Origin of the sequence: Cupriavidus nantongensis (genome assembly GCF_001598055.1) — a bacterium.
GTDB classification, from domain to species: domain Bacteria; phylum Pseudomonadota; class Gammaproteobacteria; order Burkholderiales; family Burkholderiaceae; genus Cupriavidus; species Cupriavidus nantongensis.
The window spans coordinates 4,089,425-4,107,729 of the sequence record NZ_CP014844.1; the positions used below are offsets into that span (position 1 = coordinate 4,089,425).

Sequence of the window (18,305 nt, forward strand, 5' to 3'; positions counted from 1 at the left end):
GGTTGCAATGCAGTGGGCGTGCGCCCGGTTTCAGTCAGCCAGCAGGCTGGCGCGCGCCGCGATAAACAGGCGCCCGGCTTCCGCCTGCAGCGGATGCGCGCCATGCTGCACGCGGCTGCGGCCGGCGGTGCGGACTTCCGCTAGTGTCTCATGGCCGTGGCAGGCGAACACGTGCGTGGCCAGTGCCTGGGGCCCGTCAAGGCCCGCCAGCGTCGGATGCGCGCCGTCCAGCACGACGAAGTCGGCCTGCTGGCCTGCTGCCAGTCCGGCCACCGCGCGACCCGCTGCGCGTGCGCCGCCGGCCACCGCTTCCAGGTACAGGCGATCGGCCACTTGCGCGTGCGTGTCGGATGCCAGCACGTTGCGACGCTGCAGGCCAAGCCGCTGCCCGTATTCGAACAGCCGCAGCTCCTCCGCCACGCTGACGCTGGCATGGCTGTCCGAGCCGATACCCCATGCGCCCTGCTGCGCCAGGTAGGGCGCGGCCTCGAACACGCCGTCGCCCAGGTTGGCCTCGGTGGTCGGGCAGATGCCGGCCACCGCGCCGCTATGCGCCAGGCGCCGGCGCTCGTCCCAGTCCATATGGGTGGCGTGCACCAGGCACCAGCGCGCATCGACTTCGACATGGTCGAACAGCCACGTCACCGGCCGCGTGCCCGACCAGGCGATGCAGTCGTCGACCTCCTTCTGCTGCTCGGCGATATGGATATGGACCGGCGCCTGCGCGTCGATCGCGCGCAGTCCCGCCAGCGCATGCAGCAGGCTTGCCTCCGGCACCGCGCGCAGCGAGTGCGGTGCCAGCCCGAGGCGTGCGCCGGCCTGCGCGCACGCGGGCTGCAGCCGTTCCAGCAGCTTCAGCATCGCATCGGTGTCGTGCAGGAAGCGCCGCTGACCTTCCAGCGGCGGCTGGCCGCCAAAGCCAGCGCTCTGGTACAGCACCGGCAGCAGCGTCATGCCGATGCCGGTGCGCTGCGCCGCGCGCAGCAGCCGCAGCGACATCTCGGCGGCATCGGCATAGGGCCTGCCGCCTTCGTCGTGATGCACGTAGTGGAACTCGCACACGCTGGTGTAGCCGGCGCGCAGCATCTCGATATAGAGCTGGGTCGCGACCGCTTCCAGCGTGTCGGGCGAGAGCCGCTGCGCGAAGCGGTACATCAGCGTGCGCCAGCTCCAGAACGAATCGGCGCCGGCCGGATCGTCGCCCTGCGGGCGGCTGCGGAATTCGGTCAGGCCGGCAAAGCCACGCTGGAACGCATGCGAATGCAGGTTGGGCATGCCCGGCAGCACCGGGCCCGCCGCCTGCGGCACGCCGGCGGCGGGCGCCGCGCCCGGCTGCACGGCGGTGAAGCGGCCGTGCTCGTCCCATGCCAGCAGCACGTCGCGGGCCCAGCCGTCCGGCAGCAGCGCAAACGGCGCGAACAGTTGCGTGCCGCTCATGCCGTGGCTCCCGCGCAGGCATGCACGCGCCCCTGGCGCACCACCGTCGCGACCGGATTGCGGCCGAACCAGTAGGCCAGCTCGGCGGGAGAATCGATGCGCCACAGCGCGAAATCGGCGACCCGTCCCACCGCCAGGCGCCCATGGCGATCGGCGGCGCCCAGCGCGCGCGCCGCGTGCGCGGTGACGCCGGCCAGCGCTTCGGGCACCGTCAGGCGGAACAGCGTGCAGGCCATATTCATCATCAGCAGCAGCGAGGTCACCGGTGAGGTGCCGGGGTTATGGTCGGTGGAGATCGCCATCGGCACGCCGTACTGGCGCAGCAGCGCGATCGGCGGCAGCTTGGTGTCGCGCAGGAAGTAGTAGGCGCCCGGCAACAGCACCGCGACCGTGCCGGCTTCGGCCATCGCGGCCACGCCCGCCTCGTCGAGATGCTCGAGATGGTCGGCCGAGAGCGCGCGATGGCGTGCCGCCAGCGCGGCTCCGCCCAGGTTGCTGAGCTGCTCCGCATGCAGCTTGACGCGCAGCCCATGGCGCGCGGCGGCGTCGAACACACGCTCGGTCTGCGCGATCGAGAAACCGATCGACTCGCAGAAGGCATCGACGGCATCGACCAGGCCCTCTTCGGCCAGCGCCGGCAGCATGGTGTTGCAGACCAGCTCGATATAGTCGTCGGCCCGGCCCGCGTATTCCGGCGGCAGCGCATGTGCGCCGAGGAAGGTGGTGTAGACCGAGATGCCGAAATGCTCGCCCAGCCGGCGCGCCACGCGCAGCTGCTTGCGCTCCGCTTCCAGGTTCAGGCCATAGCCGGACTTGATCTCGATGGCGGTGACACCCTCGGCCAGCAGCGGCTGCAAGCGCGCCGCGGCCTGCGCGAACAGCGCGTCTTCGTCGGCAGCGCGCGTGGCGCGCACCGTCGAGACGATGCCGCCGCCGGCGCGCGCGATCTCTTCATAGCCGGCACCGGCCAGGCGCATCGCGAATTCGTCGGCGCGCTGGCCGCCGTAGACCAGGTGCGTGTGGCAGTCGACCAGCCCCGGCGTGATCCAGGCGCCGTTAGCGTCATGGCGCGGCGCACCGCGCCAGGCTTCGGGCAGGTCCGCTGCCGCACCGAGCCAGGCGATGCGTCCGTGCTCGACCACCAGCGCGGCATCGCGGACCGCCTGTGCGGGATCGGCGTCGGGCAGCAGGTGGCAGTTGTGCCAGACACCGTCCGCGCTGGGCGCGGCGGATGCATAGGTCAGCGTCATTGAGCGGGCTCCATTTCCAGGGTGACGCACAGACACAGCGCCGCATCACCAGCGGGTTCAAACGCAACGCAAGATGCGGACGCGGCCGGGCCAGCGAGCAGGCCGTCGCCCGCTTGCAGCAGCGTGGCGGCATCTTTCGCCTGCCAGGCACCGTTGACGGCCAGCAGGCACAGCGTGTGGCTGCCAGTGCTGACCGCAAACCCTGCGCGGAACGCTTCGACGCGCGCGCGGCAGTGTCCGCGCCGCGTCATCACGTTGAAGTCGCGCGTGGCGCCATCGAGCAGCGTCGCCTGCAGGCTGGTATCGCCGGAAAACGCGAACGGCTCGCCGACGCCGGCCAGGCGATGGCTGAAGCTGCCGTCGTCAGCGCGCAAGGTCACGCCCGCGCCGTCGAGCAGCACGATCTGGCGATCGATGCCCGGGAACGCCGAGAACGGGCCATCGCGTTCGATATCGGCCACGCTCAGGCGCCAGACGAAGTCATCCATGCCGGCACCCGGCGGCCACACCGCGATCTCGCGCGTGTTGCCGCCGCCGTTCTTCCAGCGCGTGGGTGCGATATCGGCCAGCGTGAAGGATTGAATCAGCGCCGGGCTCATGCGTCCTTCACCATCGGCAGGTCCAGGCCCTTCTCGTGCGCGCAGGCGATGGCGAGGTCATAGCCCGCATCCGCATGGCGCATCACGCCGGTGGCCGGATCGTTCCACAGCACGCGCTCGATGCGCCTTGCCGCCGCGTCGGTGCCGTCGCACACGATCACCACGCCGGAATGCTGCGAGAAACCCATGCCGACGCCACCACCGTGATGCAGGCTGACCCAGGTGGCGCCGCCGGCGGTGTTCAGCAGGGCGTTCAGCAGCGGCCAGTCCGACACCGCGTCGGAGCCATCGCGCATCGCTTCGGTCTCGCGGTTGGGCGACGCCACCGAGCCGCAGTCCAGATGGTCGCGGCCGATCACCACCGGCGCTTTCAGCTCGCCCGACTTCACCATCTCGTTGAAGGCCAGCCCGGCGCGATGGCGCTCGTCCAGTCCCACCCAGCAGATCCGTGCCGGCAGGCCCTGGAAGGCGATGCGGTCGTGCGCCATGTCGAGCCAGCGATGCAGGGCCTTGTCCTCGGGGAACAGCTCCTTCATCTTGGCGTCGGTCTTGTAGATATCCTCGGGATCGCCGGACAGCGCGACCCAGCGGAACGGCCCCTTGCCGCGGCAGAACAGCGGGCGGATATAGGCCGGAACGAAACCGGGGAAATCGAAGGCGTTCTGCACGCCTTCGTCGAACGCGACCTGACGGATGTTGTTGCCGTAGTCGACCGTCGGCACGCCCATCTTCTGGAAGTCGAGCATGGCCCGCACGTGTTTGACGATCGACGGACGCGCGGCGGCCTCCACCGACTTGGGATCGTGCTGGCGCGCCTGCTCCCACTGCGCGACGGTCCAGCCTTGCGGCAGGTAGCCGTTGACCAGGTCGTGCGCCGAGGTCTGGTCGGTGACGATATGCGGCCGCATGCCGCCGGCCTGCGCGCGCTTTGCCAGTTCCGGCACGATGTCGGCGGCGTTGCCGAGCAGGCCGACCGAGATCGCTTCCTTCCTTGCCGTGGCCTCGGCGATCATCGCCAGCGCTTCGTCGAGCGTGGTCGCCTTCTTGTCGAGGTAGCGCGTGCGCAGGCGGAAGTCGATGCGCGATTCCTGGCATTCGATCGCCAGCACGCAAGCGCCCGCGAGCACGCCCGCCAGCGGCTGCGCGCCGCCCATGCCGCCCAGGCCCGCGGTCAGGATCCACTTGCCCGACAGGTCGCCGCCGTAGTGCTGGCGGCCGGCCTCGACAAAGGTCTCGTAGGTGCCCTGCACGATGCCCTGGGTGCCGATGTAGATCCACGAGCCTGCGGTCATCTGCCCGTACATCATCAGACCGGCGCGATCGAGCTCATTGAACTTGTCCCACGTGGCCCAGTGCGGCACCAGGTTGGAGTTGGCGATCAGCACGCGCGGCGCATCCGGGTGCGTGCGGAACACGCCGACCGGCTTGCCCGACTGCACCAGCAGCGACTCGTCTTCACCGAGCCGGCGCAGGCTGTCCAGGATGGCATCGAAGCATTCCCAGTTGCGCGCGGCCTTGCCGATGCCGCCATACACCACCAGGTCCTGCGGGCGCTCGGCCACGTCAGGGTCGAGGTTGTTCTGGATCATGCGGTAGGCGGCTTCGATCAGCCAGTTCTTGCAGTGCAGCCGGGTGCCGCGCGGCGCGCGGATCTCGCGCTGGCCGCGTTGCAGGGATTGGGATTCGGGAGCGTTCATCGTTTGTTCTCCTTTTGGGATGGCGCTGGTGGCGCGATCGATTCAGGCGGATGCCACTTGGTACGTGATATCAACCTGCGTTAGTCGGCAAAATTTCGCGTACGGCCGCAGGCCACCCCGCCCCCGCATCGCCCTGCACCACCCACTGCTTCATCGCTTCGATATCCGGCGCCAGGTAACGGTCGCCCTCGACAAAATCCACCCGCGCGCGGATGCGGGCCAGTTCCTGCTCCACCAGCGGCGACGACTTCAGCGGCCGGTGGAATTCGATCCCCTGCGCCGCGGCCATGGCCTCGATGCCGACCACCACCGCGGTGTTGGCCGCCATCTCGCCCAGCCGGCGCGCACCGTAGGTGGCCATCGACACATGGTCTTCCTGGTTGGCCGAGGTCGGCAGGCTGTCGACGCTGGACGGATGCGCCAGCGACTTGTTCTCCGAGGCCAGCGCGGCGGCCGTCACCTGCGCGATCATGAAGCCCGAGTTCAGGCCGCCATCGCGCACAAGGAACGGCGGCAGGCCGGACAGGCCGGTATCGAGCAGCAGCGCCAGCCGGCGCTCGGAGATCGCGCCGATCTCGGCGATCGCCAGCGCGATAATGTCGGCGGCAAAGGCCACCGGCTCGGCGTGGAAGTTGCCGCCGGAGACCACATCGCCCTGCTCGGAGAACACCAGCGGGTTGTCCGACGCGGCATTGGCCTCGATCTGCAGGATGCGCGCGGCGTGCTGCAGGTTGTCCAGGCACGCGCCCATCACCTGCGGCTGGCAGCGGATCGAGTACGGGTCCTGCACGCGCCCGCAGGCCTTGTGCGAATCGACGATCTCGCTGCCATCCAGCATCGCGCGCACCGCGCCGGCCACGGCGATCTGGCCGGCCTGGCCGCGCGCCGCATGGATGCGCGCATCGAACGGCTTGACCGAGCCCTTGATCGCCTCGAGCGACAGCGCGCCGGCGACCAGGCCCGCGGCAAACGCGTCTTCGGCGGCGAACAGCCCGGCCAGCGCCAGCGCGGTCGACACCTGGGTGCCATTGAGCAGCGCCAGGCCCTCCTTCGGGCCCAGTTCGAAAGCCTGCAGGCCGGCATGCGCCAGGCCTTCGGCGGCCGGCACGCGCTTGCCGCCGACCAGCACCTCGCCCACGCCGATCAGCGTGCACGACATATGCGCCAGCGGCGCCAGGTCGCCCGACGCGCCGACCGAACCCTTGGCCGGGATGCACGGCGTCACGCCGTGGTTGACCAGCGCCAGCAAGGCCTCGATCAGCTCCGGACGCACGCCGGAATGGCCGCGCGCGAGGCTGACCGCCTTGGTGGCCAGGATCAGGCGCACCGTATCTTCGGCCAGGTCCGGGCCGGTGCCAACGCTGTGCGACAGCACCAGGTTGCGCTGCAGCTGCGCCAGCTTGTCGTTGGGGATGCGCGTCTGCGCCAGCTTGCCGAAGCCGGTGTTGATGCCGTAGACCACGGCGTCGGCGTCGATGATGTCCTGCACCGTGGCCTGCGCGGCGCGCACGCCGGCCCAGGCGGAATCGGCCATGGCCAGGCGCACTTCGCCGCGATAGATGCGGCGCAGGTCGGACAGGGTGACTTGGCCCGGCTGCAGGGTCAGCAGCGGACGGGAGGCTTGGTCATGTGGGCTGTCAGTCATTTGTATGTTCCTGTCTATACAGCTTAGGTAAACAGCTTAGGTAAAAATTTGAGTTAGCAGGCGGATTCTTGTGGAATCAGCCGAACGCGGGATTGCCGTCGGCGCGGAAGCGGCTGCCGAGGCGATAGCGGTTGCCCGGATGCAGGCAGCGTACGAAAGTCACCGGCACGCCATTGGTCCAGGTGCGGCGCGTCAGCATCAGGCAGGCCTGCGTCGGCGGCATTTCGAGCTGCGCAGCCTGCTCCGGCGTCGCGGCAATGGCATCGACCACATGCTCGACCTGGTCGTAGGGCACGTGGCGCAGCAGGTATTCGCCGGGCTGGGTCGCGCTGAAATCCTGGGTGATGAAGTCTGGCGCCACGCGCGGATTGACGTAGCGGTCCTCCAGCTGCACCGGCACGCCGTCCTCGCGGTGCACGCAGACGGAATGGAACACCGACTCGCCGGTGCGCAGCTCCAGCGCCGCGGCCACTTCGATGGACGCCGAGACCCGCTCGACCAGGATCACGTCGCAGGCGTAGTCATGCCCGCGCATGCGGATCTCGTCCTGCAGGTTGACCACCGACAGCAGCGTCGACTGCGGCTTGTGCTCGGCGACGAAGGTGCCCACGCCGGCCACGCGCACCACCCGGCCCTGCTCCTGCAGCTCGCGCAGCGCCCGGTTGACGGTCATGCGCGAGACGCCGAAGCGGTTCACCAGTTCCTGTTCCGACGGCACCCGGTCGCCCGGCTGCCACGCGCCGCTCTGGATCTGGCGGGCGATGTACTCCTTCACCTGCTGGTAGAGCGCGGTGGGAGAGGCAGAAGCGGAAGTCGGGGTGCCGGCGGCGTGGTTCATAAGGTCTTAGTGCTCGGCCGCGGCCATGGCCTCGGCGCGGATTTCCTCGGTCAGCCGCGCCTTGAGCGCGGAGAACTCGGGAGTGGTCTTGATCGTGTAATGGCGCGGATGCGGGAAATCGACCGCGATCTCGCTCTTGATCCGACCCGGCCTGGCGGAAAACACCGCCACCCGGTTGGCCATGAAGATGGCCTCGTCGATATCGTGGGTCACGAATAATACCGTCTTGCGCGACGCCTCCCAGATGCCCAGCAGCAGCTCCTGCATCAGCACGCGGGTCTGGTTGTCGAGCGCGCCGAAGGGCTCGTCGAGCAGCAGGATCTTGGGATCGTTGGCCAGCGCGCGCGCAATCGCGGTGCGCTGCTGCATGCCGCCCGACAGCTGCTTGGGGAAGTGGTGCTCGAAGCCGCGCAGCCCCACGCGCTGGATAAAGAAGTCGCTGCGCTCCTTCTGCTCGGCCGCGCTCATGCCGCGCTCGCGCAGGCCGAAGCGCACGTTCTGCTCGATCGTCAGCCATGGGAACAGCGTGTACGACTGGAACACCATGCCGCGGTCCGCGCCCGGCGCGAACACCGGCTGGCCGTCGAGCAGCACGCGCCCGCTGGTCGGGGTATCCAGCCCCGCGACGATGCGCAGCAGCGTGGACTTGCCGCAGCCCGACGGGCCCAGGATGGTGACGAAGTCGTTGTCGCGGACTTCGAAGTCGACCGGCTGCAGCGCCAGCGTCTGGCCGCCGCGCGGGTTGGAGAAGGTCCGCGAGACCTGCTGGATGGACAGTGCGCTCATTGGATCGAACTCCACGGGAACAGGCGCTGGTTGGCGCGCTTGAAGACAAGGTCCGAGACCAGGCCGATGCAGCCGATCACGATGATGCCGAAGATGATCTGCCCGGTATTGAGCAGCGCCTGGCTGTCGGTGATCATGTGGCCGATGCCCGACGACGAGCCGATCAGCTCGGCCACGATCACGTAGGTCCAGGCCCAGCCCAGCACCAGCCGCAGGATCTCGGCGATTTCCGGCGCCGCGCCCGGGATCAGCACGCGCCGCACGATGCCGGCGCTGTTGGCGCCCAGCGTGTACGCGGCCTCGACCAGGTCCTTGCGCGCGCCGCCGACCGCCACCGCCACCATCAGCACGATCTGGAAGAACGAGCCGATGAAGATCACCAGCAGCTTCTGGGTCTCGCCGATGCCGGCCCACAGGATCAGCAGCGGGATGAAGGCCGACGCCGGCAGGTAGCGGCAGAACGAGACAAAGGGCTCGAAGAAGGCCTCGGCCGCCTTGTACGCGCCCATGAAGATGCCCAGCGGCACCGCGATCACCGCCGCCAGCACGAAGCCGCCGACCACCCGCCACACGGTCATGCCGATGTCGCCGATGAAGTTGTACTCGGTGAACAGGGTCATGCCCTCCCTGGCCATCGTCATCGGGTCGGCCAGGAACGTGCGCGGCACGAAGCCGCCCAGCGTCACCACGGCCCACACGCCGAAGAACAGCACGAAGAAGGACAGGCCCAGCATCCAGCGGGTGTTGGGCGCCACCGGCACCAGCGGTGCCAGCCACGGATGGCGCCGGCGCTGCGGCGCTTCCCCGGCGGGGGCCGCCACGGCCGCGGCCGGGGCGGGTGAACCTATACGGGCTTGCGTCATGACGTCACGCCTCCTGAGAGCTGCCGGGTTACTTGAGGAAACGCGCGTCGTACAGCCTGGTCACGTCCGGCACCTGGCGGATCACGCCGATGTCGAGCAGCACCGCGGCGGCTTCCTTGCTGAAGCTGGCGAGCTCGCCCTCGAAGAATTTCTTGTTGGCCTCGCGGTCCTGCCAGCGCAGGTAGGCCGACGACTTGGCGAACTGCTCGCCGGTCTGCTTGACCGCCGCGCCCATGATGTCGTTGGCTTTGCCCGGCTCCTTGCGGATCATCTCGAGCGCCTCGAAGTAGCTGTCGACCAGCGCCTGCGCAGCCTTGGGATTGTCCTTGAGCCACTTGGGCGCGCAGCCGAGCGTGTCGGTCACCATCGGATAGTCGAGCGTGGTGGCCAGGATCTTGCCCTTGTCCGGGTTCTGGCGCACCGTCGACAGGTACGGCTCATAGGTCATGGCGCCGTCGTTCTGCCCGGCGACGAAGGCCTGCGCCGCCGCCTGCGGCGACAGCGTGGTGGTCTTGACGTCCTTGAGCGACATGCCGTTCTTCTTCAGCATCCACGCCAGCCCGAAGTAAGGGGCGGTGCCCGGCGCATCGACGCCGATGGTCTTGCCCTTCAGGTCGGCAAAGCTCTTCACGTCGGCGCGCACCGCCAGGCCGTCGGCGCCGTAGGACTTGTCGAGCTGCACGATCTGGGTGATGGGAACGCCATTGGCGTTCCAGGCCACATGGGTTTCCACGGTGGTGGCCGCGCACTGGATCGCACCGGAGGCCAGCGCCAGGTGGCGGTCCTTCTGCGGGATCATCTTGATCTCGACGTCGACGCCGTTCTTCTTGAAGATGCCCGCCTTGTCGGCCAGCGTCAGCGGCGCGAAGCCGGTCCAGCCGCTCATGCCCAGCGTCACCGGCGTGTTCTGCGCCTGCGCCGCGCCGGCCGCCAGGGCCGCGGCCAGCATTGCGACCTGCCCTGCCACCCGACCGCGAAACCTGCTTGGATTCCTCATTTGTACGCTCCTTTGGTGTGTCCGTCGACGGCAGGCCATGCGTGTGGCCGTGCTCGTTTTCGGGCATTAAACAATGCCTGTATATACAAGTCAACGTAGGGCTTCCACCAAGCAACCAGGCGGATAATCGCCTTAAAAAGCGCATTCCGCCGCGGAGTCGGCTTTCGAGCGATGCACCGTACTGGACCCAGGCGTGAGCGTCGGCACCAGTCAGGCGCGTGAAAAGCGTTGCTGTATAGACAGGAACCAGAAGACGCGGTGAGGCAGCAAGCCCCGTGCCAGCGGCACCGAGATCACCACGTTGGAGGAGCAATCAGCCGAAGAAGTCGGCGACGGTGGGATAGCGCAGCCGCAGCCGCAGTTCGCGCTTGAGCCGGCGGTTGTCGAGCCGGCGCGACTCGCTCATAAAGCTCAGCAGGGTCTTGTCGATCACCTGGAGCGCCTCGCCGCGCGTGATGCGCGGCGGGCGCGGCAGCCCGCGGCGCTCAGCGACGAGGTCGAAGTAATCGGCCATGCGCAGCTCGGTATCGTCGCTGGCGTGGACCACGCGCTGCGGGCGGCCGCGGAACAGCGCCGCCACCATGATGCGGGCAAGGTCGTCGGCATGGATGTGGCTGGTGTAGACGTCGTCCTGCGACACCAGTGCCGGCGTGCCGCGCTTGAGCCGGGCCAGCGGCAGGCGATCCTCGGCGTAGATGCCGGGGATGCGCACCACGCTGGCGCGCCAGCCGGCGTCGCGGCCGAATGCGCGCACCGCCTGCTCGGCGGCGACGCGGCGGCGCGCGCGCGCGGTCTGCGGCCGCACGGCGTGGAATTCGGCCACGCGCGCGCCCTGGCGGTCGCCGTAGACGCCGGTGGTGCTGGCGTAGACAAACGCAGCGCGGGGCCGGGTACGGTCGGGTAGAATGGCGGGCTCGCCGGGCAGCATGCCGGCCGCGGTGCGGGCACGGCGCCCTGCAGTCCGCCGCCATGAAGTCCGGCGCAATGCGGCGAGCAGTGCACGCGTGCGCGGATCGCCTTCGCCCTGACCGGGTGGCGGCGCCAGGTCCAGCACCCGCGTCGCCAGTCCGCGCAGCCGTGCCAGCGTGGCCGGCCGGTCCAGGTCCGCCACCAGCGGCACCGCGCCGGCGGCGCGCAGTTCGGCGCGGCGTGCCGGCTGCGAGGTCACGGCGAAGATACGCATGCGCGACGACAGGATACGCAGGCAGCGCGTCCCCACATCCCCGCAGCCGACGATCAGCAGGCGCGGGCGGCCCAGCCGGCGCGATGGCGCCGGCAGTTGCGGCGGTTGTGAAAGGCGCGGGGCTTGCAGCTTCGACAGAATTTGGCTCATAGACCGATTATGGCTTATCAAGTAACCGTCATGCCCAGCGGCCACAAGTTTGAAGTGGCCGCGGACGAAACCATCCTCGGCGCGGCCCTGCGCCACAGCATCGGGCTGCCCTACGGCTGCAAGAACGGCGCCTGCGGTTCGTGCAAGGGCCGCGTGCTCGAAGGCAGCATCGTGCAGGGCGACCATGCCCCGTCGGCGCTGACCGCGCAGGAAAAGACCGAGGGCCGCGCGCTGTTCTGCTGCGCCAATGCAGCCTCGGACATCACCATCGAATGCCGCGAGGTCCACGGCGCCGGCGATATCCCGATCAAGAAGGTGCCGTGCCGCGTCACTTCGCTGGAGCGCCTGGCCGACGACGTGATCGCGATCAAGCTGCAGCTGCCGGCGACCGAGCGCATGCAGTACCTGGCCGGCCAGTACGTCGAATTCCTGCTGCGCGACGGCAAGCGCCGCAGCTATTCGATCGCCACGCCGCCGCACGAGGACGGCCCGATCGAACTGCATATCCGCCATATGCCGGGCGGCGCCTTCACCGACTACGTGTTCGGCGCCAAGGAAGGCCAGCCGGCGATGAAGGAGCGCGACATCCTGCGCTTCGAAGGCCCGCTGGGCAGCTTCTTCCTGCGCGAGGAATCGGAAGCGCCGATCATCCTGCTGGCGTCCGGCACCGGCTTTGCGCCGATCAAGGCCATCGTCGAGCATGCCGCCTACACCGGCATCACGCGTCCGATGACGCTGTACTGGGGCGGCCGCCGGCCCAAGGACCTGTACATGCACGCGCTGTGCGAGCAGTGGGCGCGCGACCTGCCTAACTTCAAGTACGTGCCGGTGGTTTCCGACGCGCTGCCGGAAGACAACTGGCAGGGCCGCACCGGCTTTGTCCACCAGGCGGTGATCGCCGACTTCCCCGACCTGTCGGGCCACGAGGTCTACGCCTGCGGCGCGCCGGTGATGATCAACGCCGCGCGCGGCGACTTCACGCGCCAGTGCAAGCTGCACGAAGACGCGTTCTTCGCCGACTCGTTCACCTCCGAGGCCGACCTGCACGCGGCCCCGCCGGCGGCCTGAGCGCCGTCCGCGCGCCGTTCCGCCAGCGCAACAATGCCCGGGCCCGCCAAAATTCGTTTTGACACCCGGGCCCGTGCGCCTTATATTTGCCCGCATGCACACGACCTTCAACCGACGCCGCAGCTTCCGTACGTCGCTCCCCGCTGGGGTGCCGCGCGGCTGACCGTCGACTGCGTCTGTTCATGTCAACGAGCCACGGGCAACCCCCGTGGCTTTTTGTTTTGGTTGCGTCTTGCGCGCCCGTCCGTCCATCGTTACACGCCGACCCTTGGAGTCCGCCATGGCATTTGCTGAGTATCCCGTCCAATCCCTGATGTACATCACCAACCGCCCCGAGCTCGTGTTCACCGAAGGCAAGGGCTCCTGGCTGACGGATCACAACGGCAAGCGCTACCTGGACTTCGTGCAGGGCTGGGCGGTGAACTGCCTGGGCCATTCCAACCAGGGCATGATCGACGCGCTGGTGGCGCAGTCGCACAAGCTGATCAACCCGAGCCCGGCCTTCTACAACGAGCCGATGCTGAAGCTGGCCAAGCAGCTGACCGACCACAGCTGCTTCGACAAGGTCTTCTTCGCCAACAGCGGCGCCGAGGCCAACGAAGGCGCGATCAAGCTGGCACGCAAATGGGGCCGCAAGCACAAGGACGGCGCCTTCGAGATCATCACCATGGACCACAGCTTCCATGGCCGCACGCTCGCCACCATGAGCGCGTCGGGCAAGGCCGGCTGGGACACCATCTTCGCGCCGCAGGTGCCGGGCTTCCCGCGCGCCGAGCTCAACGACCTGGCCTCGGTCGAGCAGCTGATCACCGACAAGACCGTCGGCATCATGCTCGAGCCGGTGCAGGGCGAAGGCGGCGTGATCCCCGCCACGCGCGAGTTCATGCAGGGCCTGCGCGCGCTGGCCGACAAGCACAAGCTGCTGCTGATCGTCGATGAAGTGCAGGCCGGCTGCGGCCGCTGCGGCACGCTGTTCGCCTACGAGCTGGCGGGGGTCGAGCCGGACATCATGACGCTGGGCAAGGGCATCGGCGGCGGCGTGCCGCTGTCGGCGCTGCTGTGCAAGGCCGAGGTCGCCAGCTTCGAGGCCGGCGACCAGGGCGGCACCTACAACGGCAACCCGCTGATGACCGCGGTCGGCAGCGCCGTGATCGAGCAGCTGACCGCGCCGGGCTTCCTGGACGAGGTCAAGGCCAAGGGCGACTACCTGAAGGAGCAGCTGCTGGCACTGTCGGCAGAATTCGGCCTCGGCGGCGAACGCGGCGAAGGCCTGCTGCGCGCGCTGCTGCTGGGCAAGGACATCGGCCCGCAGCTGGTCGAAGAAGCGCGCGACATGGGCCCGCAAGGCCTGCTGCTGAACGCCCCGCGCCCCAACCTGCTGCGCTTCATGCCGGCGCTGAACGTCACGCGCGAAGAGATCGACCAGATGATCGGCATGCTGCGCACGCTGCTGAAGAAGCTGGCCTGAGCAAAAAAGGCCTCGCGCGCGGCGAGGCCTGAGGGCTACTGGCAAACTCTGCCTGCTGCAGGTTTGCTCCCCTCTCCCGCTTGCGGGATGTATAGACCGGGGACATGGTGGACGCATGTGCGAGGACATGGTGGACACATTGTAGACGTCAAGGGGTTACGTCCCTAGGTGATGCTTGTGGCCTGCACGCCGCTACGGCGTGCAGGCTAATTTCGCCGATTTCAAAGCGGCTGAACCATATGGCCAACACGCCGTCGCGCCGGGTCGGGCGTAGCGCGATCCACTGGCCGATGAACGCCTTGCCGATCTTGATGCGCCGGTTGCCAACCATGATCCGTGCGCTGCTGTCGACCTTGTAGACACGGTCGCCGCTCTGGTACTGCACCTCCGGCAGCGCCTCCGGGTAGGCCACGTTGCTCACGCGATAGCGTTGGGCCGGCACCTGCATTCCCAGGGCCTGATGGGGTCGCTCGTGGTTGTACACGTACCGATATCGATCGAAGACCTGCTGCGCCTCGGTGTTGTCCACGAAGCGGCGGTGCTGCAGGACTTCGGCCTTCAGGGTGCGGTGGAACCGCTCGTCCTTGCCCTGTGTTTGTGGGTGATAGGGCCGTGAATGGCTGACCCGGATCCCTAGTTGCATTAACCAGACCGTCAGCCTGGTGTAGCCCAGCCCCTCTTCGTCGCCGCCTCCCCATGGAGGGCCGTTATCCATGGTGATGCGCCGGGGCAGGCCGTAGCGGCGGAAGGCCCCGATCAGCTGCTGCTGCACCGTCTGGCGGCGCTGGTCCGCGCAGGCTGCCAGGCACAGGTTGAAGCGGGAATGGTCGTCGATCAGCGTGAGCGGAAAGCAGACGCCCTGCTCATTGGGCACCTGACCCTTGAAGTCCATCTGCAGCAGCTCGTTGGGTTCGTCGTGCTCGAACCGCCGCCAGGGGGTGGCCTGGGCGCTGGCCTGCGGATCGATCAGACCATGTCGATGCAGGATCGAGGTCACCGTGCTGGGCGCAGGCACCTCGGCGTGGCCCAGGTCGGACAGCCTGCGGCTGATCTTGCGCCCACCCCAGGTCGGGTGTTCGCGGCGCAGCATCAGCACCAGTTCCTCCAGGAAATCAGCGGTGCGCTCGGGGCTGTGGTGCGGCCGCCGGGGCCGGTCGGCCAAGCCCGCGGCGCCTTCCTGCCGATGCCGGGCCAGCCACTTATAAGCGGTTTGCGGACTGATCGAGAACCGTCGGCACAGCTCCCGACGGTTGCATCCCGGCTGGGAAGCCAGGGCAATGAACTCCAGGCGAAGGCTCATGGTGTCTCGGGCGCTCCACGGCATGGTTCGTTCTCCCGGGCAGATATCTGCCCGGGAGTGTCAACCATGTCCTCGCACACCTGTCACCTATGTCCCCGGTCCATACAGCGGGAGAGGGGTCGGGGGTGAGGGCAGGAGTGTCAAAAAGCTGAGGCCTGCGGGTTAAAACCGTTGGCCCCGCTTGATGTGGCTCCTTGCTAAACCACCCCTCACCCCGGCCCTCTCCCCGTGAGGGGAGAGGGAGAAGAAGGCCCGGACAAGCTCGGGCTGCTTTGGTGCACCCAAAACCGCTCGCCTTTGCTAACGCCTTTGCTGGCGCCTTTACTCGCCCAGGTAGGCGGCCCGCACCTTGGGGTCGTCCAGCATCTGGCTGGCTTCGCCGCTCATGGTGATCAGGCCGGATTCCATCACGTAGCCGCGGTGCGCGGCCTGCAGCGCCAGGCGCGCGTTCTGCTCGACCAGCAGCACGGTCACGCCCTGCGCCGAGATATCGCGCACGACCTCGAAGATCTTCTCCACCATGATCGGCGACAGGCCCATCGACGGCTCGTCCAGCAGCAGCACCTTGGGCTGGCTCATCAGCGCGCGCGCCATCGCCAGCATCTGCTGCTCGCCGCCGGACATGGTGCCCGCCAGCTGGTTGGCGCGCTCCTTCAGCCGCGGGAAGATGCCGAACATGCGCTCGACGTCGGCCCTGATGCCGGCCTCGTCGTTGCGCGTGTAGGCGCCCATCTGCAGGTTCTCGGTGATGGTCATGCGCGCGAACACGCCGCGGCCTTCCGGCACCATCGCCAGCCCTTGCTTGAGCAGCGCGTAGCTGGGCACGCCCTTGATCGACTTGCCCATGTATTCCACGTCGCCGCCGGCCCAGCCCTGCAGGCCGGTGATGGCCTTCATGGTGGTGGTCTTGCCGGCGCCGTTGGCGCCGATCAGCGTGACCAGCTCGCCGTCGCGGATTTCGAGGTCGATGCCCTTGACGGCCTGGATGCCGCCGTAGGCAACCTTCAGGCCGGAGATCTTCAGTACTGTCTGTTTCATTGCAGGCTGATTCATTACGTCCGCTCCCGCCATCAGTGCGCCGAGGTGCCGAGGTAGGCCTCGATCACCGCGGGGTTGTTCTGCACCTCGTGCGGCAGGCCCTGGGCAATCACCTTGCCGTAGTCCAGCACCGTCAGGCGGTTGCACAGGCCCATCACCAGCTTCACGTCGTGCTCGATCAGCAGGATGGTCTTGCCATCGTTCTTGATCTTGTCGAGCAGGCCGCGCAGCTCGACCTTCTCGGTCGCGTTCATGCCGGCGGCGGGCTCGTCCAGCGCCAGCAGCTTGGGCTCGGTCGCCAGCGCGCGCGCGATCTCGAGCCGGCGCTGGTGGCCGTACGACAGGTTGCGCGCGGTGAAGTTGGCGTACTTTCCGATGCCGACGTAGTCGAGCAGGTCATGCGCCATGTCTTCGATGCCCTCTTCCTCGCGCCGCACCGACGGCGGGCGGAAGATCGCGCCGAACACGCCGGCCTTGGAGCGCACGTGGCGCCCGACCATCACGTTCTCGAGCGCGGTCATGTCGCCGAACAGGCGGATGTTCTGGAACGTGCGCGCAATGCCGGCCTTGGCCACCTCGTGCACGGCGGTCGGCTGGTAGGGCTTGCCGCCCAGCACGAACTCCCCCGAATCGGGCGTGTACAGGCCGGTGATCACGTTGAAGAAGGTGGTCTTGCCGGCGCCGTTGGGGCCGATCAGCCCGTAGATCTCGCCCGGCTTGATCTGCAGGCCGACATCGGACAGCGCCTGCAGGCCGCCGAAACGCTTGTTGACCCCCTGTACCGACAGGAGGAAATCGTTGTTGCTCATGTCTTCCTCCGGTTCAGAGACGGCCGATACTGCCCGCGCGGCGCACCACCGGGCGGTCTTCCTTGCGCGGCGACGGCCAGATGCCGGCCGGGCGGTACAGCATCACGCCAACCAGGGCCAGGCCGAACAGCAGCTGGCGCAGCACCTCGGCATCGACGATCACCTGGCCGAACAGGCCGGTCTGGATCGGCTCGGCGACCACGCGCAGCAGTTCCTGGAAGCCCACCAGCAGCACGCCGCCCAGGATCACGCCCGGGATATGGCCCATGCCGCCCAGCACCACGATCGCCAGCACGTAGATCGATTCCCACAGCGTGAACGATTCCGGCGAGACAAAGCCCTGGAACGCGCCGAACACCGCGCCCGAGGCGCCGCCGAACGACGCGCCCATCGCGAACGCCAGCAGCTTGATATTGCGGGTGTTGATGCCCATCGCCTTGGCGGCGATTTCGTCTTCGCGGATGGCAACCCAGGCGCGGCCGATGCGCGAGGTCTGCAGGCGCAGGCACACGAACACGATCACGATCACCAGGAACACCAGCAGGTAGTAGTACATGAACACCGGCGAGAACTTGAGCCCGAAGATCTCGTGCGACTTCGAGAAATCGAAGCCGAAGATATGCACCGGGTCGACCGCGGTAATGCCCTTGGGACCGTTGGTGATGTTCACCGGGCGGTCCAGGTTGTTCATGAAGATGCGGATGATCTCGCCGAAGCCGAGCGTGACGATGGCCAGGTAGTCGCCGCGCAGCTTGAGCGTCGGCGCCCCCAGCAGCACGCCGAAGGTGGCGGCCACCAGGATCGCCAGCGGCAGCACGAACCACATCGACAGGTGGATGCCGGTCGGGAACAGCTGCTGGATCCACTCGAACTGGTTCGCCAGGTGCGGCGAGCCGAGCAGCGCCATCATGTAGGCGCCCACCGCGTAGAACGCGATATAGCCCAGGTCGAGCAGGCCGGCAAAGCCGACCACGATGTTCAGGCCCAGCGCCAGCATGATGTACAGCAGCGCAAAGTCGAGCACGCGGACCCAGTAGTTGCCGCCCAGCGTCTGGACGATGAACGGGGCGCACAGCGCCACCACCAGGAAGCCAATCAGTGCGGCCAGGGTCTTGGCCGGCACCTTGGTCGGCGCCGCGACCGCGGCCGTGGATGGAATCGGGGTATTCATGGATTC

The 18,305-nt window shown here is 68.0% G+C and carries 16 protein-coding genes; 2 read left to right on the forward strand and 14 right to left on the reverse strand.

All coding sequences use genetic code 11. From position 1 onward, the window contains the following. Nucleotides 1-30 precede the first annotated feature (30 nt). From A2G96_RS18920 to A2G96_RS18965, 10 genes are all read right to left on the reverse strand, one after another. On the reverse strand, nucleotides 31-1,437 hold the full coding sequence (locus tag A2G96_RS18920) for a formimidoylglutamate deiminase (protein WP_062801604.1): 1,407 nt from the start codon (nucleotides 1,435-1,437) through the stop codon (nucleotides 31-33). Further along, nucleotides 1,434-2,687, reverse strand: coding sequence for an imidazolonepropionase (gene hutI, locus A2G96_RS18925; RefSeq protein ID WP_062801605.1), 1,254 nt, complete (start codon nucleotides 2,685-2,687; stop codon nucleotides 1,434-1,436). Before hutI ends, A2G96_RS18920 begins: the two co-directional genes overlap by 4 nt. Continuing rightward, nucleotides 2,684-3,286, reverse strand: a complete 603-nt coding sequence (locus tag A2G96_RS18930) for a HutD/Ves family protein (RefSeq protein ID WP_062801606.1) — start codon at nucleotides 3,284-3,286, stop codon at nucleotides 2,684-2,686. The genes hutI and A2G96_RS18930 overlap by 4 nt, the downstream gene beginning before the upstream one ends. Continuing rightward, nucleotides 3,283-4,983: a urocanate hydratase gene (gene hutU / locus A2G96_RS18935; protein WP_062801607.1), complete on the reverse strand. Its 1,701-nt coding sequence runs from the start codon at nucleotides 4,981-4,983 to the stop codon at nucleotides 3,283-3,285. The genes A2G96_RS18930 and hutU overlap by 4 nt, the downstream gene beginning before the upstream one ends. 70 nt (nucleotides 4,984-5,053) lie before the next feature. Continuing rightward, nucleotides 5,054-6,628: a histidine ammonia-lyase gene (gene hutH / locus A2G96_RS18940; protein ID WP_062801608.1), complete on the reverse strand. Its 1,575-nt coding sequence runs from the start codon at nucleotides 6,626-6,628 to the stop codon at nucleotides 5,054-5,056. A 76-nt stretch (nucleotides 6,629-6,704) separates the two neighbouring features. After that, nucleotides 6,705-7,466 (reverse strand): histidine utilization repressor, encoded by a 762-nt coding sequence (gene hutC / locus A2G96_RS18945; protein ID WP_018008004.1) that lies wholly within the window; start codon nucleotides 7,464-7,466, stop codon nucleotides 6,705-6,707. A gap of 6 nt (nucleotides 7,467-7,472) precedes the next feature. Then, a complete protein-coding gene (locus tag A2G96_RS18950; protein ID WP_012353726.1) occupies nucleotides 7,473-8,252 on the reverse strand; it encodes an ABC transporter ATP-binding protein in 780 nt (259 codons plus the stop codon). Continuing rightward, the gene (locus A2G96_RS18955; protein ID WP_012353727.1) at nucleotides 8,249-9,115 is read right to left on the reverse strand and encodes an ABC transporter permease; all 867 of its coding nucleotides are present in this window, start codon (nucleotides 9,113-9,115) and stop codon (nucleotides 8,249-8,251) included. The genes A2G96_RS18950 and A2G96_RS18955 overlap by 4 nt, the downstream gene beginning before the upstream one ends. Nucleotides 9,116-9,143: 28 nt before the next feature. Then, on the reverse strand, nucleotides 9,144-10,112 hold the full coding sequence (locus A2G96_RS18960; RefSeq protein ID WP_062801609.1) for an ABC transporter substrate-binding protein: 969 nt from the start codon (nucleotides 10,110-10,112) through the stop codon (nucleotides 9,144-9,146). 313 nt (nucleotides 10,113-10,425) lie between these two features. Next, nucleotides 10,426-11,445, reverse strand: a complete 1,020-nt coding sequence (locus tag A2G96_RS18965) for an NAD-dependent epimerase/dehydratase family protein (RefSeq protein ID WP_062801610.1) — start codon at nucleotides 11,443-11,445, stop codon at nucleotides 10,426-10,428. A gap of 9 nt (nucleotides 11,446-11,454) precedes the next feature. On the opposite strand from A2G96_RS18965, the gene A2G96_RS18970 reads away from it, so the two are divergent. Beyond that, nucleotides 11,455-12,513: a CDP-6-deoxy-delta-3,4-glucoseen reductase gene (locus A2G96_RS18970; protein ID WP_062801611.1), complete on the forward strand. Its 1,059-nt coding sequence runs from the start codon at nucleotides 11,455-11,457 to the stop codon at nucleotides 12,511-12,513. Between the two features lie 280 nt (nucleotides 12,514-12,793). Then, nucleotides 12,794-13,981 carry an acetylornithine transaminase gene (locus A2G96_RS18975; RefSeq protein WP_062801612.1) on the forward strand — a complete coding sequence of 396 codons (1,188 nt, stop codon included), beginning with the start codon at nucleotides 12,794-12,796 and terminating at the stop codon, nucleotides 13,979-13,981. Between the two features lie 148 nt (nucleotides 13,982-14,129). Here A2G96_RS18975 and A2G96_RS18980 read toward each other — a convergent pair whose 3' ends face one another. The 4 genes from A2G96_RS18980 to A2G96_RS18995 form a co-directional block, all read right to left on the reverse strand. Then, a complete protein-coding gene (locus tag A2G96_RS18980) occupies nucleotides 14,130-15,305 on the reverse strand; it encodes an IS481 family transposase (RefSeq protein WP_062801613.1) in 1,176 nt (391 codons plus the stop codon). A 297-nt stretch (nucleotides 15,306-15,602) separates the two neighbouring features. Beyond that, the gene (locus A2G96_RS18985) at nucleotides 15,603-16,319 is read right to left on the reverse strand and encodes an ABC transporter ATP-binding protein (protein WP_062801614.1); all 717 of its coding nucleotides are present in this window, start codon (nucleotides 16,317-16,319) and stop codon (nucleotides 15,603-15,605) included. 32 nt (nucleotides 16,320-16,351) lie between these two features. Then, nucleotides 16,352-17,128, reverse strand: coding sequence for an ABC transporter ATP-binding protein (locus tag A2G96_RS18990; protein WP_062801615.1), 777 nt, complete (start codon nucleotides 17,126-17,128; stop codon nucleotides 16,352-16,354). 13 nt (nucleotides 17,129-17,141) lie between these two features. Continuing rightward, complete coding sequence (locus tag A2G96_RS18995; RefSeq protein ID WP_062801616.1) at nucleotides 17,142-18,299, reverse strand: ABC transporter permease subunit; 1,158 nt, start codon at nucleotides 18,297-18,299, stop codon at nucleotides 17,142-17,144. Between the last annotated feature and the right edge of the window lie 6 nt (nucleotides 18,300-18,305).